Below are 22,455 nucleotides of genomic sequence, written 5' to 3' on the forward strand. Positions count from 1 at the left end.
AGGACAATGTGTTTACACGAACCAAAAAGGAGCCTCAGCAAACGTGCCAAGGCTCTATAACCGCTTTAACCGGTAAATTGTTCATTCTTCATCGGCCTTCGCCCCCGCTCATTGCAAGGGACTCACGAGCAGCATCAGCTCCGGGTTCTGCTCCAGCGCTTCCCTGCAGTAATCGCAGATCACCCGAACCGTCATTTCGCCGTTCGAATCATACGCTATTATATCTCGCCGTTCCTCGGGGGTCAAGGAATGAAAGCCTAGTTGGGCTTCCGTGACCTGGGGGGCCTCTATTCTACCAATCACCGTCCGGCAGTGCCGGCAGACGTAATTTATAGCCATCTATATGCCTCCTGAAGATTCATTATGTCTCCAGTATGCCCCAGACTGGCTCCTTTTAGCCCTGACCTTGAACGGCAGCAAAACGCGGATTAGGCTTCCGGCCGACTTCCCGTCGGCCGCGCTGGTCCATAACCCGGCATTTATACGTTAAACTTGGCCATAGTCTGCTCAAACGTGTGGTCCAAGCTGTACTCCAGCGCATCGCACGCCGCTTCGATCGATTGCTGCAGCAGCGGCTGATCTTTTTTGGCAAACCCGGAAAGCACATAATCCACCACCGCATAACCGGGCTCCGGGCGGGAGATACCCATTCGTATGCGGTTGAACACCTGTGTTCCGGTATGCTGGATAATCGATTTAATTCCGTTATGGCCGCCCGAACTGCCTTGATAACGCAGCCGGTTGCGCCCAATCTCGGTATCGAGATCGTCGTATACGACGATCATATCTTCCAGGGACGCTTTGTAATAATCCATGTAGGCGCGAACCGCTTCGCCGGACAGGTTCATGAACGTCATCGGCTTGATCAATACGACCTTGCCGCCCGGCAGCACCCCTTCGCCGATCAAAGCCTTGCATTTGCTCTGCTTGATCTCGATCCCGTGCCGCCGCGCCAGTTCATCCACGGCCATAAAACCGATATTGTGCCTCGTTTTCTCATATTGTTTCCCCGGGTTTCCGAGACCTACGATCCATTTCATTTGTTCCATATACCTCCTACGTTTGTGGCAGCTGGCAGCACCTTAAGGCTCTTCCCGGCACCCTCACTTGGAAAAACTCCAATAGATTGGCGGATATCAGCCGCTATTTTGAGCCCCCACTTGGAAATATCCAATAGATTTCGCCCAAATCGCCCATTTTACGCCCAAACGAGCCTTATCTATCCCCCGGCAAACACACCGATAGGGGTTACACCCTCCGGCGGGAGGATGCAACCCCTGTGTGCAGTAGCCTTTTCCTTATTCGATCTCGAACAGCTTGCTGATCGACAGCTCTTCGTGCACGCGAATAATCGCTTCACCCATAAGCGGAGCGACGGAGAGCACCTTCAGCTTGCTCGTCGGATTGGGATGCGTAATCGGAATCGTATCGGTTACAATAACTTCCTTCAACGGAGAATTCTCCAGCCGTTCCATCGCCGGGCCGGACAACACGGGGTGCGTACAGCAGGCGTAAACCTCTTCCACGCCGCCCTCCTTCAGCGCATTCGCGCCAAGCACGATCGTTCCGGCGGTGTCGATGATATCATCGACGAGAATCGCCGTCTTGCCTTCGATGTTCCCGATAATGTTCATAACTTCGCTGACGTTGGGCTCCGGACGGCGTTTATCGATGATCGCCAGCGGGGCGTTCAGGAAATCCGCCAGCTTGCGGGCGCGCACCACCCCGCCGTGGTCCGGAGATACGACGACCGGATTCGGGATATGTTTGGACCGGAAATACTGGGCCAAAATCGGCACCCCGAGCATATGATCCACCGGGATATCGAAGAAGCCTTGAATCTGCATGGCGTGCAGGTCCATCGTAATGACGCGGTGAGCGCCGGCCTTCTCGATCAAATTGGCAACCAGCTTAGCCGTGATCGGATCGCGCGAACGGGCCTTCCGGTCTTGGCGGGCATAGCCGTAATACGGGATAACCACGTTGATGCTTTTGGCCGAAGCTCTTTTCAAGGCATCCACCATAACTAGCAGCTCCATCAGATTGTCGTTGACGGGAGCACACGTCGATTGTACGACATAGACGTGGCAGCCCCGGACACTCTCCGACAGCTTGACCTGAATTTCGCCGTCGCTAAAACTGGTCGTTTCCGAATCGCCCATCGGAATTCCGATATAATCCGCGATCTGATGAGCCAGCTTAGGATTGGAGTTACAGGTGAATATCTTTAATTTGGAATCACAATAAGTCATAAAATTAAAACCCTCCGTGCTGTGTAGATAGCGAAAGGGAATCAAACCGCTGAACCCGCCTTCCAGCTACCCCGTCATTAGAAATGGTCACTGCATCCTCATTCCGAAAAATTCATTCCGACAATTGCTACTACATCCTATGATAAAACGGCTTAAGAGTCCTGCTTATTTTGTTTTTTGGCTTTTGCGCGGCCGCGGATTTTCTCGGCGTAACCCGGCTTGTTCTCCTGCCGCTGTCTCGCGATGGCCAGATCGCCTTCGGGAACGGAATGCGTAATGGTCGAACCGGCGACCACATAAGCGCCTTTCCCGACCTTCACCGGCGCGATCAGATTAACATTGCTGCCGATAAAGGCTTCGTCCTCAATCTCCGTAATGGATTTATTATAACCATCGTAATTGACGGTAATCGCGCCGCAGCCTATATTTACGTTTTTGCCGACTTTGGCGTCGCCGATATAACTCAGATGCGAGACTTTCGCTCCGTCGTCCAAGGTCGCGTTCTTGATCTCGACGAAATCGCCCACTTTGACGTTGGCGCCAAGTTTGGCCCCCGGACGCAAATAAGCGAACGGCCCCACCGTCGTTTCTTTGCCGACTTCCGCCTGGCTCAGAACCGAATGCTTCACCTTCGCGCCGTCATGAATCACGCTATCCTCGATTTGAGACGCCGGCCCAATCACGCAATCCTCGCCGATGACCGTCCGCCCCGCAAGCACGGTTCCCGGATAAATCACCGTATCCGAACCGATCGCCACATCGGCCCCGATATAAGTCGACGCCGGATCGATCACCGTGACGCCGCCCAGCATATGACGCCGAACGATCCGTTCGCGCATCACCGCTTCCGCTTCGGCCAGCGCAACGCGGTCATTGACGCCGATCGACTCCCGGTGGTCCTGCGCCGCATACCCTTCCACGATTTCGCCGGCTTGTACCAAAATGCCGATGACATCGGTCAGGTAATATTCCTGCTGCGCGTTGTTATTGGTCACTTTCTCCAAAGCGGCAAACAATTTCGCATTATCAAAACAATAAGTGCCTGTGTTGATTTCCTGTACCGCTGCCTCTTCCGGCGAGCAGTCCTTCTGCTCGACGATGCGCTCGACCGTACCGTTCTCTCCACGGATCACCCGGCCATACCCTTGAGGATTGTCCATTTTGGCCGTGAGCACGGTAGCCGCTGCACCCTTGCGGGTATGAAGTTCGACCAGCGCTTCAAGCGTCTCCGCGGTCACCAGAGGGGTATCGCCGCAAATCACGACGGTCGTACCTTCCTCTCCGGCGAGCAGCGGACCAGCCTGCTTCACCGCATGACCGGTTCCCAGCTGCTGCTCCTGCAGCACGTACTCCGCCGATGATCCAAGGTATGATTTAACCGCTTCGGCACCATGGCCGACAACGACGATGGTTCTTTCGCAGCCGGCTTGCTGTACCGCGCTTAAAACATGCCCGACCATCGGTTTGCCGCACACAGGATGGAGCACTTTATAAAGCTTGGACTTCATGCGTTTCCCCTGACCTGCGGCAAGAACAATCGCTAATTTTTTCAAGGCCCCGGCCTCCTTCTCTCTTAAGCTTCGGTGCTGAAAACCTGTTTTTTTGAACTCTCATTTAAACTCATTACTGAATATATCTCATTTACCGCAAAAAGAAAAGGGAGCCATGTACTCATGGCTCCCTTTTCCTCGAACCCCAATTGGTCAAGAATTAAAAATGCGACTTACGCCCCTTCTTCAATAGCTTCCTCCTGGTCGGCCGCACGTTCGTATTCAGCCAAAACAGCGGCTTGAATCTTCTCGCGGGTACCGGAGGAAATCGGATGCGCGATATCCCGGAACTCCCCGTCCGGCGTGCGCTTGCTCGGCATAGCTACAAACATTCCATTGTTCCCGTCGATGACGCGGATGTCGTGAACGACAAACTCGTTATCGATGGTAATGGATGCTATGGCCTTCATTCTGCCTTCAGAGCTGACTCGGCGGAGTCTTACATCCGTAATTTGCATATGTGTTCACCACCTTTTTCCATCAGAGACTTGGTGTAATATTCCACATAGCAAACGGAAATCCTTTTTTTTTCAAGAACAAAATGCCTTAAATTCTCGATTTTTTTTGATATGACGGGGTTTTCGACACATTTCGTCGCAAAATTTTCAGTTTTGCGGTTTTATCGACATGTTTCTGCTTACCCGAATTTGGAAAAATAATTTCCAGGCTCCACGGAGATTTCCTTGCCTTTGGCATCCACCGCCCGGAGCGTCGCCAGCGACACATAATCGCGCAGAAGCCGCTGCTCGGAATCCACTTCCCCCGATTCCACCAACACGCCGACCCCCGCAACCTTCGCGTTGAATTCGTCCAGCAGGTCGACCATCCCTTGAATGGTGCCGCCGGCCTTCATGAAATCGTCAACGATCAGCACGCGCGAATGTTCTTTGAGCGCCCGGCGGGACAACGTCATCGTATGCAGGCTTTTGTGCGATCCGGACACGTAATTGATGCTTACGGCCGACCCCTCCGTAACCTGATGGTCTCTTCGCACCAGGACGACCGGCAGATTCAGCTCGGCGCCCGTAGCGTAAGCGAGCGGGATCCCTTTTGTTTCCACGGTCATGATGCAGTCGATCTCCAGATCGCCGAAGGCGGTGGCGAACAGTTTGCCCGCCTCATTCATCAAACCCGGCTGCCCGAGCAGGTCGGACATATACAAATAACCGCCCGGCAAAATGCGATCCGGCTGCGAGAGCTTGTCGCACAGCTCGCGGATAAAGACAAGCGCCTGCTCGCGGCCCACTCTCGGAACATATTTAACGCCGCCGGCGGCTCCGGCCAGCGTTAGCAAGTCGCCGATCCCCTCTTCTTCAAAAACCTCTTTAATAATGCCCAAATCCTCGCTAATGGACGATTTCGCGGCCCCGTACCGCTGGGCAAAGGTCGTCAGCGGGATCAGATGATGCGGCCGGGCCAACAAATAGTGGGTCATCTCCACTAAACGAGCGCTTCTTTTCAATTTTTTCACGAAGTACCCCTCGCTAAAATCCGAATATTTTATTGAAACTATAACATTTTTGTACGGATTTGTCCAAGCTTGTTCTTCATTTTCATGTGGGGTGAGCCGCTTCGTGCTTAAGAACCAAAACGCTTTTCGTTCAGGTAAGAAGACGCACCGCGTAAACCTCTTTGCAAAACCCGCGCAGCCCGTTGTAAATCCGGGACACTTTCGCTTCTTTGGAGACGAGCCCGAACACCGTCGGACCGCTTCCCGACATCAGCACACCGTCAGCGCCCAGGCGCAGCATCGTCTCTTTCAAATGGGCGACCTCGGGATGCATGTGCAGCGTCACGCTCTCCAGAACGTTGCCCAGCTCCCGGCACACTCCCGGAAAAGACCGGCTCTCCAGGGCCGTCCGCATCCGTTCGGCCGAGGGATGCTTTTGGATCCGTTCGTTGCGATACCGTCCGTACACCTCGGCCGTAGATACGTTAATCGGCAGCTTTGCCAGAACGACCCAACATTGCGGCGGGTTCGGCAAAGGCGTCAGCACCTCGCCGCGTCCCGTGGCCAGCGCCGTCCCTCCCGTTACGCAAAAGGGCACGTCCGACCCCAGCTCCGCCCCGAGTTTCTTCAGCTCTTCCTCGGAGATGTTCAGTCCCCAAAGCCGGTTAAGTCCCCTCAGCGTCGCCGCCGCGTCGCTGCTTCCGCCGGCCAGACCGGCCGCGACCGGAATCTTCTTGTCGAGATGGATATACACCCCGCTGCGCACGTTGTACCGTTCCTTGATCAGCTTCGCGGCCTGAAAGGCCAGGTTCTTCTCATCAAGCGGAATATATCCGGCCTGGCTCGATATAATAATCGTATCCCGCGGGAGGGCGCTCATTTCCAACCGGTCGGCGAGATCAACCATCGTCATGATCATCTCGACTTCGTGGTAGCCGTCCGGACGTTTATGTATTACGTCGAGCATCAAGTTGATTTTTGCCGGCGCTTTCTCGTAAATTTTCAAGGCCCTCACCTACCTTCAGCAATCCTTACCGTTCCTTTATTTTAAAAAATACTCCGCAGTCCGTCTATGCGCGAAAGATCAACATTCATCTTACACTATCTTACTTCATCCGGGCAAAAAAACGAAGCTCCCCCAGGGAAGCTTCGTCCGCCAAATTTGTTAGCCGCTATTGCTGCTGCTTTGCCGCAGCCTGTTCGGCGAGCTGGATCGCCCGCTTTACCATATTTCCCGCATCCTTCGCTTTGATGCCGCCCCAGCCTTCCTGCTTCACGGTATCGTAAAATCCCAGATCCTTGGCTAATTCGACCTTCAGGTCCTCCGACATTACGCTTCGTCTTCTGCGCGACATGGTCAGTCCTCCTTTGGGGTCTGGATATGGAACAATGGTTAGTATGCGTGGGCCCGCACCCGTTCATACGGTGACAGCGGCAATCCTGTCCGCCCAAAAAAAGCCTGCCGCCCCGCGCCGGCTGATCCTTTCGAGTACAGCAGCTTCGCGTCAGCGCCTGATAAGCATCCGCCCTGCCCGGCAGCAGTAAAAAACGGCCCCGCCGATGGCGGAAGCCGTTTGCTTGTAATTCATCATGATGTTCACGGTTTAATATACGAAATCCGCACCTCGTTGTTGTCGTCGCAAATCATGACCTCAACGGATTCGGTTAGTATATCGGCATAACTGTAAGACACACGCTTAAATGTCTGATGCTCCTGGTCCAGCTTCACGATAAAGACCGAAGGATAGGTTTCCTCCAATACTCCGGTGCGTTCGATGGTCTTTCGGCGACCTCCGTTTGCCCGAAGCATAATTTTTTGTCCAACGTGGGCGTCGAGACTATGCTTGATTTCCGACAGCGCATTTTTAGCCATTACCTGTGACCACCTTCTTTCTTAAACCATTATACAGGAAAGGAGAATCTTTGTCAAATCAAAATAAATAATTATATCAGCATGGAAAAACTAATGTCAATGAATTTTTTTCGACATGACCTGACGCGGCCTTCCCGAACAAATAAAGCTGCCGGAATGAGCGACCGCCGGCCTATATAATAACGGCATTTTATGTACTTATGTCCGGAGATCGGAGCATGTTCATCCTCATTAGCGGCATTTCATGTACTTATTTTCCTATGAATGCCCCAGAACATTGGTATTACCTAGGGGAGGAGGAAAATAACCACATAAATGTCCTCTATTTCACTCGAATAAACGATATCGCTGAGATAAAGACATTTTTTGTCCTTATTTTTGACGCAACCTAAAAATCGGTACCAAAGACGGGCGGCCATGGAAACGGGGGCTAGGCTTACCCTGCGGCTTGCTAAGGGACCAGAGCGCCCTTATTGTCTGAAAACGGCCAAAATTATGTTTGGAATATCCTATTTTTGCATAAAAAAACCGGAAGCCCCAAGGAAAAACTTGGAACTTCCGGTTAGCATGCTCTCACATGGAAGGCACAACTTTAAGCGTGGACAAATCCTTCAGCCTGGGCAGGCCGATCCGGTAGCTGCCGCGCGTTTCGATCCCTCCGACGCCTTGCGTGCCGCTGATCGTATGGTTCAGGACATCCGTAATTTGAATCGTATCGCGTATGGACGTCAGTGAGGCCTTGGCGGCGATATACACCGGGTCCAGGGCGTGGATCAGCACGCGGCCCGGGGAACTGGCGAAATTGGCCCCCGCCTGCAATAACGCCTCAAAATGCGACTGGCAGGCGCCGGCCACGATCGTCAACGAATCGAAATTGCGTTCGTATTGTCTGGCCGTCTGAATGGCCTCCACGAAATGCTTGGAATTTTTATAGCTGGTCAAATTGTACAGATCGCCGGTAGGCCGATGCTTCAAAACGCCGTCATGACCGGTCAGCACCACGATATCCGGGCGGACCGTCGGCAGCAGACGGTACAGCGCGCTGGCCATCTGCGACTCCGTAACATAGAAGCCTTGTGCGGGCACCCGCAGCTTTTCGTACAAGCTCAGGCTTTTTTGCAAATATCTTTGATCCCCGTCCAGATGAAGCACTTTGCCCGGCACTTCAAAATACGCCGGCTCCCCCATCGGGTACCATTCCCCGCCGATGGTCATCCGGTTCCGCTCGGCCAGCTGCTTCCGGTCCAGGGTCAACCGCTTCAGCGACTCCGTCGCCTTGATGCGCGCGCGCTGCGTCGTTTCTCCGGGGGTGTCCCGGTCTATACGGATCAAATCGCTTAAAGGCGCATCCGCCAGCAGCCGGAATTCCGTTCCCTTGATGACCGCTTCGCTCCGCACGATGCTTGCTACCCGGAACGTAACATCCCCGCCGTAAGATTTGCGGACGACCAAGTCTCCCAAATTCGTCAAGTCAATCACCTCTATCCCATGGTATGGGCAAATGGAGGGATTGGTTACTGCGGCGGGCCCCGTTACGGCCGCTTTAATCCTGCCTGCAGCAAGGTGTTGCTCAGCCCCGCGAACTCCGCCAAATCGAGCGTTTCGGCGCGGCGCGACGGGACGATTTCGGCCGCCTCCAGCAGCCGCTCCAGCCGTTCCCGGCCTTCGCCCGGGAAAAACCGGCTTTTCAGATTGTTGGAAATCGTCTTGCGCCGCTGGGCGAAGGCGGCCTGCACCACCTCGAAGAAAAACGCCTCATCGTCCACCGCCACCGGCGGCTCTTTGCGTACCGACAGGCGGATGACGGCGGATTCCACATTCGGCTGCGGAATGAACACGCTGTGCGGCACCGTAAAGACCAGCTCCGGCTCGCTGTAGTACTGAACCGCGATGCTGAGGCTGCCGTAGTCTTTGCCGCCCGGCGAGGCCGCCATGCGCTCCGCCACTTCCTTCTGGATCATCACGACGATATGCTCCAGCGGCAGCTTCTCCTCGAGCAGCTTCATCAGGATCGGCGTCGTCACGTAATACGGCAGATTGGCGACGACGCTAACGCCGCTGACGCCGGAAAATTCGGCGGCAAACAGCGCCTTAAGGTCCAGCTTCAGCACGTCGCCGTGAATGACGCGAACGTGCGGATACGGCTCCAGCACCTCCTGCAGGATCGGCAGCAGGCGCTGGTCGATTTCCACGGCCGCGACCTTGCCCGCTTCCTGCGCCAGCTTCTCTGTCAGCGCGCCGATCCCCGGACCGATTTCGAGCGCCCCTTTAGTGGCGTCGAGACCGGCGGCGGCGACGATTTTGCCAAGGATGTTCTGATCGATCAAAAAGTTCTGTCCCAAGCTTTTCTTAAACGAAAATCCGTACCGCTGTATGATCTCCTTCGTCCGCCGCGGCGTGGACACGTCTTCCCTTATGCTCATGGCCTCTGTACCCCTTCATTCTCCAACTTGGCGAGCGCATCCGCAAACTCCTCGCGGCTGATCCGGAACACCGTCAAACGCTTGTACAGCTGTTTGCCGTTGCAGTATCCGATCCCGAGCAGTTCCCCCAGCACCTTGCGCCGGGCCGCCGCCTCCGGATGCACGATCAGCCCCGCCGTCATCAAGTCTTCCCAATCGATCTGGCCCTCTACTCCCGGCGCCTCGCTGCGCACGCGCGACAAAGCCTCGCGGATCGCTTCCGGGGAGGCGTTTTCGATCCCGATATCGCCCCGCTTCGTCGCATCCGCTTCCCGCAGAAACGCATGCTTGCAGCCGGGCACCCGGTTGGCGATGATCTTACGGATCCGTTCCCCGGCATGGTCGGGATCGGTAAAAATGATTACTCCGCGCCGCTCCTGCGCCAGGGCGATTTTCCGCAGCGTCGTCTCATTGATCGCGGAGCCGCCAGTTTCGATCGTATCCGCCTCCACGGCCCGCTTGACAGCCACGGTGTCATCCCGGCCCTCCACCACAATGACCTCTTTGATCATGTGTCTTCTTCCCTTCCGTTTACAACAAAAAGAAGAGGAACGTATCCTCTTCTTATCCAAGTGTCTTATTCATCATCATAATAGAGGTTGTTCAAAAAGTCATCTTTTTATCACGAAGAAGGCCTTTTGAACACGCTCAAAGTATCTCGTTCCCCGGATAAAGCGATAGCGGGGCCAATTAATTCAATTCCGGTTTTGTCGGACCGATCACGTAAACCGTGCGGCCCTTCTTGCGGCCAAAATTATTAGCCGCCTTTAAGCTGTCGTAATACACGTCGATCTTGTGGCCCTCAATCGCTCCGCCGGTATCCTCCGCTTTCCGGAAGCCGATGCCTTCGATATAGACCCACCAGCCCAGCGGCACAACATCATTGTCCACGGCGATCGTTCGCCCCTCGGTAACGCGGGTGCCGGAGGCCGTGCGCGTTCCAATACCGTCCTCCTCGGAGGAATAAGCGGTGAGCGTGACGTTTTTAAGTATTTTTTTATATTTGAATGAGACTCCGCCTTTTGTTGTCAATCCGCTGACGCTGACCCCGTCCGAGCTGCGGGTCATGCTGGCGGACAACACCGCGGTCGGCTGCTTGGTGCCGACGGCAATGACCTTCGGCTGCGCGGTTTTGGATACCTCTTTGCCGAGCCATCGCTTCGTCACGAATTTGCCGTCCTCGTAAGTTTTCTCCACGGTGTGGACAACCAACCCTTTTCTGCCTTGCTGAACGACCTTGGTTTCACCTTTCGGCAAACTTTCATCGGCCGTTTTGACAACGGTAAACGGTACGGCTTCTTCTTGCTTGACGGTGTGTTTATTAACGCGAACAATTTTGATGTTCATGTTAGTGGAAATTTTGCTGTCCAAAGCGGGCGTTACTTTATCGTCCTGCTTCAGGGTGACGCCCAGTTCGGAAATGGCGCCTCTTACGGTGTTTTTTGTCGTAAAGTCAACTTTGGCCGTTCCATCCACGATGACTTTCACCGGAACCGCCCGTTCGATCACGATCCGGTCTCCGTCCGAAAGCAGGCTCTCGAGCGGACGCGATACGGTGTCTTGCGGCGCAAGCTTAACGGATTGTTCCTCCAGCAGGTGCGCCACCTTCGATTCCGTCGTTTCCACCGACCGAACCTTTCCATCGATGACCAGAGATACTTGTTTACGCTCCTGACCAAACGCCCCAATCAGGATGATGATGATTACTGCGATGCTCAGTACGCCGACAAGCGTAATCTGACGAAAATTCTCATGCTTCCATCGCAATGCGTAAGACATGCTGGATGAGCGTGATTCATGGGTCTCCCCGTTTCGGAAAATGCCCATTTCTTCCGTCCTCCTTCATAGTCCCGCCGTAAGGTCGATGCATGATACGGTTGACGCGACTACAGTTCTTGTTTACGAAACGCGCTTTAGAGGTTGTTCAAAAGTCATCTTTTGATCACGAAGCAGACCACCCTGACTTTTGAACTCAAATATAAACAAAGCCGCGCATTTCGCACCCTGCCCCAGTCTTTATCGGCATTTGTCACCTCCTGTTTATCAACAGTATGACGACCCTATTACTTTTATTCAAAACAAAAGAAGCCCAAAGAAAGAGTTAGAGGAACTCCCTTCGTGGCTTCCTGATTGTCTAGGTGTAATAGGCTGCACGAGTTACCTCTCTTGGTACGCTTACGAGGTTAGCTGTCGGGTTCGGACGAAAGAGAGCCGCCCTTTCTCAGTTCGTTCGCTCATGGCGCAACGACCTCGAATTCACCCCTAAGACCCTGAAAAGGAATCATTTGCAAACCTGGCCGGCATCAGCCGATCCATGTTTGCGCCGGTTCCCCCGTTCTCCATGCGGAGACTCAGCGAGACTGGTTCACGGAACCAAGTTATCGAACGGCTCGTCAAGCTGAAAAATGAGCCGCAGCGATTACTGAAAAAATTCTATCCTGTTTGGATGCATGTTGTAAAGAACCAATCAACCACGTTTTTTTAAAAAAATGGTTAAAAAAATGTAATAAACATGCTGTTTTGAGTTAAAAAGCATTAATCTTTCGTTTATCCTCATTTTTTCAGCGGTTTTTCTCCGTTATGCTTGGTATTCCAAATCGTTCCAGTGCATTTCGGGTGGTAATTTCGGCGATTTCCTCAAAAGAGACCCCCTTCAGCTCGGCCGCCATTTCGGCTACCAAACGCACGTGGGCCGACTCGTTCCGCTTCCCACGAAATGGATGGGGAGTTAAATAAGGGGAATCGGTTTCGATCAGCAAACGGTCCAGCGGCGTTTTGGCCAGGACCTCTTTGGGCTGCTTTGCATTTTTGAACGTAATCGGCCCGCCAAACGATAAATGAAATCCCAGATTTAGACACAATTTAGCAATTTCCCAGCTGCCGGAGAAGGAGTGCATCACCCCTCCGACTTCATTCGCCTTTTCCTCGCGCAAAATCCGCACGACATCCTCATGTGCGTCGCGGTTATGAATGGAGATCGGCATCCCCAGACTGCGGGCCAACCCGATCTGCTTACGGAACACCTCGTGCTGCACGTCTTTGGGCGACGTGTCCCAAAAATAATCAAGGCCGATTTCGCCGATAGCCACCACTTTTTCGTGCTTGCAAAGCTCGGCGACCCAATCCAAATCGCCTTCCTTCATCGTGATCGCATCCTGCGGGTGCCAGCCGACGGCGGCGTAAATGAAATCATACGTTTCCGCCAGCTTCATCGTCGACGGAATCGTTTCGCGGTTAAAGCCGATGTTGATCATGCGCGTAACCCCCTGCTCTATCGCGCGCTGAATCACTTCCTCCCGATCCTCGTCGAACTGCGGGGCGTCCAAATGCGTATGTGTGTCGAATAACATGGTCGTATCGTTCCTCCTAACGTGCTTGTTCGAATATTTGGGCGATGTCCGGCGGCAATTGATCCCGCACTGCGTGTAATTTATTATCCGGATAATACAAATGGTATTTGCCAAGCTGCAGCCCGCTGATCGAGCGGACGATGTCCGACACTTCGGAAATTTCCCGCAGCCGCTCCTGCCGGTCCAGCAGCAAAATCTGCTTCCCCGCGGCGGCTTCGTCCGGACGGAACACATCATACGGCAGATCGGTCGGAAAATCAATTTCCAGGTCATATTCGGGATGAAGACCGGCCTGTTCAAACGCCTGGCGGATCTGTTCGACCATTTCCAGTTCGCCTGTCTCCAGTTCTACATATTTATACAATTTCCGGTCCAAAAAACGGCCGCAAAGATCGCTTAGCAAAGCATCCGGCTCGCTTTTCCACTGCATGAAGGCGGTCTGCATCAGCGCTTCGTCAAGCAGTAAATAATCGCGCACGCCGATCTCCCCCTGAAACAGACAAGGAAGCGGGTGAGGCAAAAATGAAAAAGTATAGCCGCCCCGGTACAATTCCTTGGCCCGCCGCAAAATCTGCCGCAAAATGATATCCGAGCTGCGGGTAACCGGGTGAAAATACACCTGCCAATACATTTGATAACGGGACATTAAATAGTCTTCCACCGCGTGCATGCCCGATTCCTTGACAACCACCCGGCCGTTGTAAGGGCGCAGCATCCGCAAAATCCGGTCCACGTCGATCGTACCGTAATTGACGCCGGTAAAATAAGCGTCCCGCAGCAAATAATCCATCCGGTCGGCATCCAGCGGGCTGGTGACGAGATTAACGACGATCGGGTTGTGGTAATCTTTACGGATCACCGCTGCGACCTTGTCCGGAAAATCCGGCTCTACCGTGCGCAGCACTTCCCCAACCTCGGTATCTCCAAGCAGGATTTTACAGGTCCAATCCTCGTGATGCATTTGGAAGGCCTCTTCGATCGAATGCGAAAACGGACCATGACCCAGGTCATGCAGCAGCGCGGCGCACAAGGCAACCATCCTTTCTTCGCTTGGCCAATCGGCGTAGCCCCCGCGCTCAAACTGCGAAATGATCCGGCGCGTAATTTCATAGACACCCAGGGAATGGGAAAAACGGCTGTGCTCTGCGCCATGAAACGTCAAATAAGACGTTCCCAGCTGACGGATGCGGCGAAGACGCTGAAACTCCGGGGTATTAATCAAGGACCAGATCACTTCGTCCTGTACATGAATATAATTATGTACGGGATCTTTAAACACCTTTTCCTCGGAAAGCGGACGATGCATGGCTAACACTCCTTTTTTGTCAAAATAGTTTTTTGAAAAATAAAGGGGCAACTTGACCGATATTAGCAAGTTATGTCGAATATTGTCGGATCAAGTCAAATCTTTGTTTTCCAAAATGTCGAATTGGCTCATCCCTTGAATTTCCTAGGTAAATAAGTAGTTCTTGAAGCTATGTAAGATATTTTTTTAGAAATTATGCTGAACTCTGCCATAAATAGGTTGACTATTCTGGCAATGGTTGGTATTATAAAAAGCAGAAAAGATAGAACAATGTCGAAAAATGACATTAATAAATTATAGCGAGAGGGGCACTTATCAGTTATGATGAAATCAACAGGTATTGTAAGAAAAGTCGACGAGTTGGGACGTGTCGTTATCCCGATCGAATTACGCCGCACACTCGGCATCGGCGAGAAGGATGCGCTTGAAATTTATGTGGACGGCGAGCGGATTATGCTGAAGAAATACGAGCCCGCCTGCATTTTCTGCGGCAATGCCGAGAACGTCACTTACTTCAAAGGCAAAATTGTTTGCCATGAATGCATCACTGAACTTCCTACCCCTGTGACAAATTAAGAATTATAGTATATAATAGATTTACTGAAACTGTTAATTCTAACCTTTTTCATATCTCCTTGGCGCCTTCTCTTGGCTTGAACCCGGCCTAGTGAAGGCCCCTTTTTTTTGGCCGTACAACATTTTTTGGGATATTCTGGCGGGTTTATGTGCTCCTAGAGCAATGAATTGTAAATATCCCGTTTAGATACTCCGCGGTCGGCGGCGGTTTTTTTCATCGCGTCTTTCCGCGTCAATCCCTCCTCCTGTTCGTAATGCGCCACATGTTCCTCTATTTTTAAATTTTTCCACCAGGCTTCTTTTTTCTCCTTCACCCGATCCGGATTCGCACCTTCTAACACCAGACAGTATTCTCCGAGCGGCGGATGTTCCTCCAGCCACCCCAGGCAAGCCTTCAACGAACCCCTGGCCATCTCCTCATAACGTTTGGTCAATTCGCGCGCCAGCACGATGTTCCGGTCACCGAACACCTCAAGCAAGGACTGAAGCGTTTTGTTTAACCGGTGGGGCGATTCATACATCAGCATGGTGCTTTCCTCATCCTCCAGCGATGTCAGCAGCTTCTCCCGCTGTTTCGGGTCCCGCGGCAAAAAGCCCAAGAACATAAACCGCTCCGTGGGCAATCCCGAAACGATCAGCGCGGACAACGCCGCGTTGGCCCCCGGAATCGGAATGACGGAAATGCCCGCGTTAAGCGCCAGCCTCACCAGGTCGCTCCCGGGGTCGGAAATGGCCGGCAGACCGGCATCGCTGACCAGCGCCAAATTTTTTCCTTCCATTATATACCGGATCAGTTCAGGTCCGCTCGCCGCCTTATTGTGCTCGTGATAGCTCAGCAGCTTGCCCGGCGATATCTCAAAATGGGTCAGCAGCTTTCGCGTCTGCCGCGTATCTTCGGCCGCAATGATGTCCGCTTCACGAAGCGTCCGCACAGCGCGAAAGGTCATGTCCTCCAAATTGCCGATCGGCGTGCCGACCAGGTACAGCTTGCCGTAATCCGCCCGTTCTCCGGGTGCGGCTTCAAAGCTTTTTTGCACGTTTACGTTCATGGTCTACCCTCTTTTGGTCCATAATAAATGTCCATGATTTCCGGGCAATATTGCCCGTCCTCTCCATATACGATCAGCGGCGGAAGTATCCTTACATCGGGTTTGCCGTCCCGTAGCGCCTCGATCAGCACCATGTTGGCCTCGGCCCCAGCCCGCGGATGCACAAACCGGACGAGCTTCGGCTCCAGCCGGTGCTGCCGCAGTACCGTTACAATCTCCGCCAAACGCTGCGGCTTATGCACCATCGATACTTTGCCTCCCGGCCGCACCAGCCGCATCGCCGCGACGGCCACATCCTCCAGGCTGCAATGAATTTCATGCCTTGCGATGGCCTGATGCTTATTAAGCTTTAAGTCGCCCCCGGTCAGCGGCATATAAGGCGGATTCACCGTAATCGCGTCATACACTCCATGGCCGGTGATATTGACCAGCTCGCGCAGATCCCCTTCGCGGATGAGAATCCGCTCCGTAAGACCGTTCATTTCCACGCTGCGGCGAGCCATATCGGCCACTCGCGGCTGAATTTCAATGCCTTCGATCGCCGCTTTCGTCCGTGTCGACAAAAGCAGCGGAATCACTCCGTTGCCGCTGCAGAGGTCCAATACTTTTCCGTATTTCGGAACCGCGGCGAACCTCGCCAGCAGCACGGCATCCATCGAGAAGCTGAACACCTCGTCGCTTTGAATGATGCGCAAATCATGGGTGAGCAAATCGTCGACCCGCTCGTTGCCATAAATCGGTACGTTGTGCATGAATTTATCCTTCTTTACGGTCATTGAAAAAAAACCGTAGGGCCGATCCCCACGGTTTATTATTCTTTTATTTATTCAAAAATGACAAGCAGAACAAGCAATCGCCTTCCGTACGAAGATGTCCATAATAAACATTGCAAATATGAAAACCTTCATGATAAAGACGCGCCAAATTATCATACCCTTCGCCCACGACATCGATCGCTTCTTTACCGGCCAGTACCGGGTCCGCAGCCTTGCCGGCGGGCGTTAACGGCACGCGGCTTTCCGCGCTTTCCCGCTTCAATATTTTGCGCAGCTGCTCATTCTCCAGCAAGAGCCGCTGGTTTTCTTCCACCAGCTTCTTCACTTCAAGCATGAGGCTGCCCAATTCGCCGTGAACTTTGCCCATTTGTGATTCCAGCGCCTGCATATGGTTGAAAATGTCCTTGTTCTCCAAGTTCCCACCCCAGCGTCATCTCTAAAGTCTTGAAAAAGCCTTTTCTTATTTAAGGACAACGTCGTCCAGCGGAAGCTCCTTCACCTTGCCGATTTCGAACAGCTGTACGTGCACGGTGCGCGATCCGGCGTTGATTCCGACCACCTTCCCGTCGCCCAAAGAAGTAATGACCATTTTGCCTACGGACGGAAGCTCCTCCTTCACACTTTCGTAGTTATCATGCTCAAACTTCAGGCAGCACATTAACCGTCCGCACAAACCGGAAATTTTCGTTGGGTTTAGCGACAGGCTCTGATCCTTGGCCATTTTAATGGAAACCGGCTCAAAGTCGCCCAGCCAGGAAGAACAGCAGAGCACGCGTCCGCAAGGACCGATTCCGCCAAGCATCTTGGCTTCGTCTCTGACGCCGATTTGCCTCAGCTCGATCCGGGTGCGGAAGATGCTGGCCAAATCCTTCACCAATTCGCGAAAATCCACCCTTCCCTCGGCCGTGAAGTAAAAAATGATCTTGTTGCGGTCGAACGTAAATTCTACATCGACCAGCTTCATCTTCAGGTCATGGTCCCTGATTTTATTTAAACATGTGGCAAAAGCGTTTTTTGCCGCAAGCTTGTTCTCCTCGACTACACGGGCGTCGGCTTCGTCGGCGATCCGGATGACCTTCTTCAGCGGAAGGACAACATCCGTTTCTCCCACCTGCTTCTTGCCGACCACCACTTTACCGTATTCGATCCCGCGCGCCGTTTCGACAATCACGTTCTGATCCTTCTCAACGGGAAGGTCCAGCGGATCGAAATAATATATTTTGCCCGCTTTTTTAAAACGGACGCCCACTACAGTGTACAAAAACTAACCCCCTCGTATACCTATAAAACCCCCATAAATGGTGATACGCCAAAAAAGCATCGCTCGAACCAGCTTTCCTTCTCATTCCCTGCTCTTTCACGGGAGAAAGTTTCTAAAGTGCCTGAGTGCTGCCTGTGCGGGCAGAACAAACGTTCTACCTCTGCCCGTCTACCGCGATGAGGAACTGCTCAACGCAAAGCTGGGCATTCATATGCTGCCGCAGTTTCTTTTTGCTTTCCGCAGCCAGTGCCATCGCTTCAATCCACTGCTGCGGACTGCGCGAAGAGGCATGTCTGGAAATAAACTCCAACTCATCTATGAAAACGACTTGATCATGCTTATGATAGAGCGCGTGGATCATATCTTTAAACCACAAATGGAAAAGACTAAACAACATGTCCAGGTGGTCGCTTAAACCGGCCTTGAACAAGCTTTGCTGCGCTGTAATTAAAGGAGAACCGCCACGGCCTGCGATCTCCCTCCCTAATTGTAACACTACGTTTCTAATTTCTGCAAACCAATTCTGCTGGATAAGTTCACGGCACGGACCCAGTCCTGCCGCGAGATGAACGGCGCTTCGGGCCAAAGTTGCCGGATATCCCTCATCCGCCAAAATTTGGAGCATCCGCTCCGGGTTCAGCGGCAAAAACGGCACCCACTGCGCCCGCGATTGGATCGTCGGCAGCAAAGCCCGTCCATTGTCGGACAGCAAAATAGCGACCGCCGGCGACGGGGGATCCTCCAAAAATTTCAACAGGCTGTTGGCGGCCTGAACCGTCATTTTTTCCGCCTCATCTATAATATAGGCTTTCGGATTACCGCTCTCCGAACGGTAAGAGAAAATCCGCTGCAAATCGCGGATTTGGTCGATTTTGATCGTTGCCCCATCGGGTTTGACGGTAGAAAGATCCGGGTGATTGCCATGCAGCACCTTGCGGCATTCCAAACATTCCCCGCAGGCGTCGTCCCCGCCCCGGGTGCAGAACAACGCCTGGACGAAGGCCATGGCCATTTCCATTTGCCCGCTTCCAGGCGGTCCGCTAAAAATATAAGCATGCGATATTTCGTTTCTCCGCAGGCCGCCCTGCAGCAGCTGCTTGGCGGTATCCTGGCCGATGATATCCTGAAATGACACGTGGTTCCCTCCATTTGATACTCGCACTTTTAGAAACACAAGTTGATCAGCATGCCGCGGATTTCGCCGATTTTTTGCAGCAGCTCGATTTTGCCCTGCTCGGTTTCCAGCAGTTCATCGGCCATGGCAAGCAAAGCGGCGTCAACTTCGTCCAGCAGCTTGTAACGTTTTCCCCGGCCGCGGCGATCCCATCCTTTGACATCCTTAATGAGGACGCCCCGGCGGACCGTATCTTCGAGAAATCTTTTGACCATAAGCCGGTATGCTTTCAGCTCCCGGATCGTCATGGAACGGGCCAGCCGATCCCCCTGCATTTGAATTTCCTTAAACCGCCGGGTCAGCTCTTCCTGCGACGCCCGCTCCCCATGCTGCTGCATGACATCGGCGAAGCTCTTGGACTGCACCGGCTTCGCGGGGCCGTCAGTCACCCCCAAGCCGCTTTGGAGCGGCCGGAATCCCGGATCAATTTTCATCTTCGATCACCGCCTACCTTTTGGAAATTACTCAGCTGACTGAACGTGACGCGTATTTCTATCTAATCGTATTTTCTCAGAAATGTTCAAACCGGTCTACCGGCAGTACAAATACGGTGGCTCCGCCGACCTGCACTTCCACGGGGAGCGGCAAATACGAATCGGTGGTCCCGCTCATCGGCGTTACCGGGGTTACCAATTGCTCGCGAACTTTACAACTGTTGCGGATGACGTTCAGCACCGCGTCCACCTGGTGGTCGTCGACACCGATCATAAACGTCGTGTTCCCCGCCCGAAGAAACCCTCCGGTACTGGCCAGCTTGGTTGCCCGGTAATTTTCCTTGACGAGCGCGCTGGACAGCCGGTTGCTGTCTTTATCCTGGATAATCGCAACAATCAGTTTCATTTGCAGTCCCTCCTCGTTATATTAAACTCGTTATACTAAAAATGTACCACACCTTATTATTTGACAGCTAGGCCTTCATTTCCTTTAAAAATGCGGAAAGTTGGCTGCGAATGTCGGCGGCCACCTCGGCTTGGCCCTGCGAGGCGTCGATCCGCCTAATCCGCTCCGGGTACATCCCGGCAATCCGCAAATAACCTTCCCGAACCTTCCGGTGGAACCCGATGCTTTCCATATCCAGACGGTCGACCTTTCGCCCCTGGCCTGCGGCGATGCGGGCCAAGCCGGCCTCCGGTTCGATATCGAGGTAAAAGGTAAGGTCCGGAAAACGCCCTTGCGTCGCAAACATGTTGATGTTCAGCACCTCTTGAATGCCGAGTCCCCGCGCATACCCCTGATAAGCCAGGCTGCTGTCGATGAACCGGTCGCACAGCACGCTGACGCCCCGCGCCAAGGCAGGCTCCACTTTCTCGGCCAAATGCTGGCGCCGCGACGCCGCGTAGAGCAGCGCTTCGGTACGGGCGTCCATCGCTGTGTGCTGCGGGTTTAAAATGATGTCGCGGATTTTCTCGGCGATTTCTATCCCCCCCGGCTCACGGGTGGTCATATAAGAAACGCCGTGTTGTTCAAGAACTTGGGCCACTTCGGCCATTACCGTCGTTTTGCCCGAACCGTCACCGCCTTCCAGCGTAATAAATAGTCCTCTCTCTTTACCGTTCATGTGGTTCATTCCCTGCTTTCTTGATTAGCTTCTTGACTTGGATGGTGAGCAGCAAAGGATCGGCCGCCCCCTGGCATTTCGCCCCGGAATGCCGCAGGCGGATCAGACGGCTTCTCGTCTCTTCCGTGATCGTCTCTCCCGGATACAGCAGCGGGATGCCCGGAGGATAAGGGATGATCATCTCCGCGGCCTGCCGGCCGGCGCTGTCCTCCACGGGAATCGCTTCAATTTCCCCTTGGGATAGGGGAGCCAAGGAAAACGCCACAGGCTCGGAGATGCCGGGAAGAACGTCGGCCTGTTCAGCATCTATGCCCGATCCGCAATCGGCAGGTTCCAAGTCTATAACCGTGCCGGTTACTTGCGCACCTATACCGGCAGCGGCTTGGGACCGGACTTCAGCATTTCTTATTGCGGGATCTGCCGGTTTCGGGTCCGGCGAAATGTTCCACGTGGAAAGTTCCGCAGCTGGATCACCTCCGGAAGCTTCCTGTTCCTCTTCCTGTTCCTCTTCCTGCTCCGCTTCCCTTTTCTCCGCCGCCGTTGCCGGCTGTGCCGTCGTTTCTGCCGCCTTCTCTTTCGATTTCTCCGACGCACCCTCCGACTCTTCCGCTGCCACCGCGATGCGCTCCAGCGCCTGAAGCAGCCGCAGGGCGTCCCGCTCCGTCGTCCCCGGTCCAAACGCCAGCACCACGTACCGCTCATTGCTCATTTCCGGCACGCAGCCCTCCGCCTCAAGCCGCTGCTGCAGCTCGTAGCCGCTCCACCTGTTTGTTGTGTCGTATATTACAAGCTTAAACGGGTCTTGAATAGTATATGCAGCGGCCCCGCCGCTCGCGCCCGGCGGCTTGACGAAGCCGAAGCGCGGCAGTTTATCGAGGCCGCTGCGCGCCGCGGCGGCCGCAGCCAGCCCGCCTGCGAACAGGGCGGGCCCCTGGGCCGCCAGCAGGCTTCGGCTCACGTCGAGCGAAGCCATGATGGGATAGGACGGGCTGGAGCTCTGCAGCATCGCCAGCCGCTGGCGCAGCAGCGCGCGGTCGATCAGCCCGCCCTGCACATGCAGCATCGCGCCCATCGTGAGCGCGGTGAGCATCTTGTGCGTCGACTGCACGACGCCATCGGCGCCTTGGGCCAGCGCGCTCTCCGGCAGCGCCGGATGCTGGCCGAAGTGGGCGCCGTGCGCCTCGTCGACGAGCAGCGGCACGCTGTGCGCGCGGCAGAGCTCGGCCAGCGGCCGCAGCGATGCGCCCATCCCGTAGTAGCTCGGGTGCGTGACGAGCAGCCCTTTAGCGCCGGGGTACCGGCGCAGGGCTTCACGCACCGTCTCCGCAGGCGGGATGGTCGCCAGGCCGCTCGGCGCATCGAGCCGCGGCGCCAAAAACACCGCGTGCGCGCCCGCCAGCATCAATCCGTGGATGACGGATTTATGCACGTTCCGCTGCACGAGCAACACATCGCCCGGAGCGGTGCACACGCTCAGGATCAGCGCCAAATTGCCGGCTGTGCTGCCGCCGACAAGAAAAAACGTCTCCTCCGCCCCAAATTGGGCGGCGGCCAGCTGCTGCGCCTCACGGATCGCTCCCTCCGGATGATGCAGATCATCCGTGCCGGTAATTTCCGTGGCGTCGATTTCCATCACCCGGGACAGCAGATCCTGCTCCGGGGGCATTTCGCCGCGCAGGGCTTGTCCGTTTTTATGTCCCGGCACATGAAAGGAAACATCGTTTTTTTTCATATATTGCATCAAAGCTTCATATAACGGAGCCCGATTGGCTTGTGCTTGTTCCGGCATCTCTATCTTAATCCTTCCGGCAGTGGTCC

General features: G+C 54.1%; 25 protein-coding genes and 1 riboswitch. Of the genes, 1 reads left to right on the forward strand and 24 read right to left on the reverse strand.

Annotation, left to right across the window (positions count from 1 at the left end; translation table 11 throughout):
• Nucleotides 1-108: 108 nt before the first annotated feature.
• The 15 genes from fin to DYE26_RS22950 all read right to left on the reverse strand — a co-directional run bounded on the left by fin (nt 109) and on the right by DYE26_RS22950 (nt 14,243).
• Nucleotides 109-339, reverse strand: a complete 231-nt coding sequence (gene fin / locus DYE26_RS22880) for an anti-sigma-F factor Fin (protein WP_036618126.1) — start codon at nt 337-339, stop codon at nt 109-111.
• Nucleotides 340-479: 140 nt separating this feature from the next.
• Complete coding sequence (pth, locus tag DYE26_RS22885) at nt 480-1,040, reverse strand: aminoacyl-tRNA hydrolase (RefSeq protein ID WP_036618128.1); 561 nt, start codon at nt 1,038-1,040, stop codon at nt 480-482.
• 258 nt (nt 1,041-1,298) lie between these two features.
• On the reverse strand, nt 1,299-2,252 hold the full coding sequence (locus DYE26_RS22890) for a ribose-phosphate diphosphokinase (protein ID WP_036618130.1): 954 nt from the start codon (nt 2,250-2,252) through the stop codon (nt 1,299-1,301).
• Between the two features lie 152 nt (nt 2,253-2,404).
• The gene (glmU, locus tag DYE26_RS22895; RefSeq protein WP_036618133.1) at nt 2,405-3,805 is read right to left on the reverse strand and encodes a bifunctional UDP-N-acetylglucosamine diphosphorylase/glucosamine-1-phosphate N-acetyltransferase GlmU; all 1,401 of its coding nucleotides are present in this window, start codon (nt 3,803-3,805) and stop codon (nt 2,405-2,407) included.
• A 170-nt stretch (nt 3,806-3,975) separates the two neighbouring features.
• On the reverse strand, nt 3,976-4,260 hold the full coding sequence (gene spoVG / locus DYE26_RS22900; RefSeq protein ID WP_036618134.1) for a septation regulator SpoVG: 285 nt from the start codon (nt 4,258-4,260) through the stop codon (nt 3,976-3,978).
• Between the two features lie 179 nt (nt 4,261-4,439).
• Nucleotides 4,440-5,273 carry a pur operon repressor gene (gene purR, locus DYE26_RS22905; RefSeq protein WP_036618135.1) on the reverse strand — a complete coding sequence of 278 codons (834 nt, stop codon included), beginning with the start codon at nt 5,271-5,273 and terminating at the stop codon, nt 4,440-4,442.
• A gap of 130 nt (nt 5,274-5,403) precedes the next feature.
• Nucleotides 5,404-6,258, reverse strand: coding sequence for a 4-(cytidine 5'-diphospho)-2-C-methyl-D-erythritol kinase (ispE, locus tag DYE26_RS22910; RefSeq protein ID WP_036618136.1), 855 nt, complete (start codon nt 6,256-6,258; stop codon nt 5,404-5,406).
• A 166-nt stretch (nt 6,259-6,424) separates the two neighbouring features.
• Complete coding sequence (locus DYE26_RS22915) at nt 6,425-6,607, reverse strand: small, acid-soluble spore protein, alpha/beta type (protein ID WP_036618137.1); 183 nt, start codon at nt 6,605-6,607, stop codon at nt 6,425-6,427.
• 242 nt (nt 6,608-6,849) lie between these two features.
• Complete coding sequence (gene veg, locus DYE26_RS22920) at nt 6,850-7,125, reverse strand: biofilm formation stimulator Veg (RefSeq protein ID WP_036618138.1); 276 nt, start codon at nt 7,123-7,125, stop codon at nt 6,850-6,852.
• Nucleotides 7,126-7,698: 573 nt separating this feature from the next.
• Nucleotides 7,699-8,595, reverse strand: a complete 897-nt coding sequence (gene yabG / locus DYE26_RS22925) for a sporulation peptidase YabG (RefSeq protein ID WP_036618140.1) — start codon at nt 8,593-8,595, stop codon at nt 7,699-7,701.
• 62 nt (nt 8,596-8,657) lie between these two features.
• Complete coding sequence (gene rsmA, locus DYE26_RS22930; RefSeq protein WP_036618142.1) at nt 8,658-9,548, reverse strand: 16S rRNA (adenine(1518)-N(6)/adenine(1519)-N(6))-dimethyltransferase RsmA; 891 nt, start codon at nt 9,546-9,548, stop codon at nt 8,658-8,660.
• Nucleotides 9,545-10,099 (reverse strand): ribonuclease M5, encoded by a 555-nt coding sequence (gene rnmV, locus DYE26_RS22935; RefSeq protein WP_036618143.1) that lies wholly within the window; start codon nt 10,097-10,099, stop codon nt 9,545-9,547. Before rnmV ends, rsmA begins: the two co-directional genes overlap by 4 nt.
• Before the next feature lie 178 nt (nt 10,100-10,277).
• On the reverse strand, nt 10,278-11,414 hold the full coding sequence (locus tag DYE26_RS22940; RefSeq protein WP_036618144.1) for a resuscitation-promoting factor: 1,137 nt from the start codon (nt 11,412-11,414) through the stop codon (nt 10,278-10,280).
• A gap of 329 nt (nt 11,415-11,743) precedes the next feature.
• A riboswitch (cyclic di-AMP (ydaO/yuaA leader) is annotated at nt 11,744-11,954 on the reverse strand.
• A gap of 194 nt (nt 11,955-12,148) precedes the next feature.
• Complete coding sequence (locus DYE26_RS22945; RefSeq protein WP_036618145.1) at nt 12,149-12,937, reverse strand: TatD family hydrolase; 789 nt, start codon at nt 12,935-12,937, stop codon at nt 12,149-12,151.
• A 16-nt stretch (nt 12,938-12,953) separates the two neighbouring features.
• Entirely contained in the window at nt 12,954-14,243 is a 1,290-nt protein-coding gene (locus DYE26_RS22950; protein WP_036618146.1) for an HD domain-containing protein, read from the reverse strand.
• Between the two features lie 321 nt (nt 14,244-14,564).
• Between DYE26_RS22950 and DYE26_RS22955 the strand changes: the two genes are divergently transcribed.
• Nucleotides 14,565-14,819 carry an AbrB/MazE/SpoVT family DNA-binding domain-containing protein gene (locus DYE26_RS22955; RefSeq protein ID WP_009226360.1) on the forward strand — a complete coding sequence of 85 codons (255 nt, stop codon included), beginning with the start codon at nt 14,565-14,567 and terminating at the stop codon, nt 14,817-14,819.
• Between the two features lie 155 nt (nt 14,820-14,974).
• Here the strand turns inward: DYE26_RS22955 and rsmI are convergent, their stop codons facing one another.
• The 9 genes from rsmI to DYE26_RS23000 form a co-directional block, all read right to left on the reverse strand.
• Nucleotides 14,975-15,868: a 16S rRNA (cytidine(1402)-2'-O)-methyltransferase gene (gene rsmI, locus DYE26_RS22960; protein WP_036618147.1), complete on the reverse strand. Its 894-nt coding sequence runs from the start codon at nt 15,866-15,868 to the stop codon at nt 14,975-14,977.
• Nucleotides 15,865-16,620 (reverse strand): tRNA1(Val) (adenine(37)-N6)-methyltransferase, encoded by a 756-nt coding sequence (locus DYE26_RS22965; RefSeq protein ID WP_036618148.1) that lies wholly within the window; start codon nt 16,618-16,620, stop codon nt 15,865-15,867. Before DYE26_RS22965 ends, rsmI begins: the two co-directional genes overlap by 4 nt.
• Nucleotides 16,621-16,687: 67 nt before the next feature.
• The gene (locus DYE26_RS22970) at nt 16,688-17,059 is read right to left on the reverse strand and encodes an initiation-control protein YabA (protein WP_036618150.1); all 372 of its coding nucleotides are present in this window, start codon (nt 17,057-17,059) and stop codon (nt 16,688-16,690) included.
• Nucleotides 17,060-17,104: 45 nt separating this feature from the next.
• Nucleotides 17,105-17,905 (reverse strand): PSP1 domain-containing protein, encoded by an 801-nt coding sequence (locus DYE26_RS22975; RefSeq protein WP_036618153.1) that lies wholly within the window; start codon nt 17,903-17,905, stop codon nt 17,105-17,107.
• 154 nt (nt 17,906-18,059) lie between these two features.
• Nucleotides 18,060-19,040 (reverse strand): DNA polymerase III subunit delta', encoded by a 981-nt coding sequence (holB, locus tag DYE26_RS22980; protein ID WP_036618155.1) that lies wholly within the window; start codon nt 19,038-19,040, stop codon nt 18,060-18,062.
• Between the two features lie 29 nt (nt 19,041-19,069).
• A complete protein-coding gene (locus DYE26_RS22985) occupies nt 19,070-19,513 on the reverse strand; it encodes a YaaR family protein (protein ID WP_036618156.1) in 444 nt (147 codons plus the stop codon).
• Nucleotides 19,514-19,589: 76 nt separating this feature from the next.
• On the reverse strand, nt 19,590-19,919 hold the full coding sequence (locus DYE26_RS22990) for a cyclic-di-AMP receptor (RefSeq protein ID WP_036618158.1): 330 nt from the start codon (nt 19,917-19,919) through the stop codon (nt 19,590-19,592).
• Nucleotides 19,920-19,986: 67 nt separating this feature from the next.
• A complete protein-coding gene (tmk, locus tag DYE26_RS22995) occupies nt 19,987-20,637 on the reverse strand; it encodes a dTMP kinase (protein ID WP_036618160.1) in 651 nt (216 codons plus the stop codon).
• A complete protein-coding gene (locus tag DYE26_RS23000) occupies nt 20,627-22,426 on the reverse strand; it encodes an aminotransferase class I/II-fold pyridoxal phosphate-dependent enzyme (protein ID WP_036618162.1) in 1,800 nt (599 codons plus the stop codon). The genes tmk and DYE26_RS23000 overlap by 11 nt, the downstream gene beginning before the upstream one ends.
• Nucleotides 22,427-22,455 lie beyond the last annotated feature (29 nt).

The organism is Paenibacillus macerans (genome assembly GCF_900454495.1).
Lineage (GTDB): Bacteria > Bacillota > Bacilli > Paenibacillales > Paenibacillaceae > Fontibacillus > Fontibacillus macerans.

Coding starts and splice junctions, on each gene's coding strand:
- DYE26_RS22890 (WP_036618130.1), bottom strand. CDS start 2,252: ATGACTTATTGTGATTCCAAATTAAAGATATTCACCTGTAACTCCAAT.
- spoVG (WP_036618134.1), bottom strand. CDS start 4,260: ATGCAAATTACGGATGTAAGACTCCGCCGAGTCAGCTCTGAAGGCAGA.
- veg (WP_036618138.1), bottom strand. CDS start 7,125: ATGGCTAAAAATGCGCTGTCGGAAATCAAGCATAGTCTCGACGCCCAC.
- DYE26_RS23000 (WP_036618162.1), bottom strand. CDS start 22,426: ATGCCGGAACAAGCACAAGCCAATCGGGCTCCGTTATATGAAGCTTTG.
- DYE26_RS22945 (WP_036618145.1), bottom strand. CDS start 12,937: ATGTTATTCGACACACATACGCATTTGGACGCCCCGCAGTTCGACGAG.
- DYE26_RS22965 (WP_036618148.1), bottom strand. CDS start 16,620: ATGCACAACGTACCGATTTATGGCAACGAGCGGGTCGACGATTTGCTC.
- rsmI (WP_036618147.1), bottom strand. CDS start 15,868: ATGAACGTAAACGTGCAAAAAAGCTTTGAAGCCGCACCCGGAGAACGG.
- tmk (WP_036618160.1), bottom strand. CDS start 20,637: ATGAACGGTAAAGAGAGAGGACTATTTATTACGCTGGAAGGCGGTGAC.
- DYE26_RS22990 (WP_036618158.1), bottom strand. CDS start 19,919: ATGAAACTGATTGTTGCGATTATCCAGGATAAAGACAGCAACCGGCTG.
- DYE26_RS22950 (WP_036618146.1), bottom strand. CDS start 14,243: ATGCATCGTCCGCTTTCCGAGGAAAAGGTGTTTAAAGATCCCGTACAT.
- DYE26_RS22940 (WP_036618144.1), bottom strand. CDS start 11,414: ATGGGCATTTTCCGAAACGGGGAGACCCATGAATCACGCTCATCCAGC.
- DYE26_RS22915 (WP_036618137.1), bottom strand. CDS start 6,607: ATGTCGCGCAGAAGACGAAGCGTAATGTCGGAGGACCTGAAGGTCGAA.
- DYE26_RS22955 (WP_009226360.1), top strand. CDS start 14,565: ATGATGAAATCAACAGGTATTGTAAGAAAAGTCGACGAGTTGGGACGT.
- rnmV (WP_036618143.1), bottom strand. CDS start 10,099: ATGATCAAAGAGGTCATTGTGGTGGAGGGCCGGGATGACACCGTGGCT.
- pth (WP_036618128.1), bottom strand. CDS start 1,040: ATGAAATGGATCGTAGGTCTCGGAAACCCGGGGAAACAATATGAGAAA.
- DYE26_RS22985 (WP_036618156.1), bottom strand. CDS start 19,513: ATGAAAATTGATCCGGGATTCCGGCCGCTCCAAAGCGGCTTGGGGGTG.
- fin (WP_036618126.1), bottom strand. CDS start 339: ATGGCTATAAATTACGTCTGCCGGCACTGCCGGACGGTGATTGGTAGA.
- rsmA (WP_036618142.1), bottom strand. CDS start 9,548: ATGAGCATAAGGGAAGACGTGTCCACGCCGCGGCGGACGAAGGAGATC.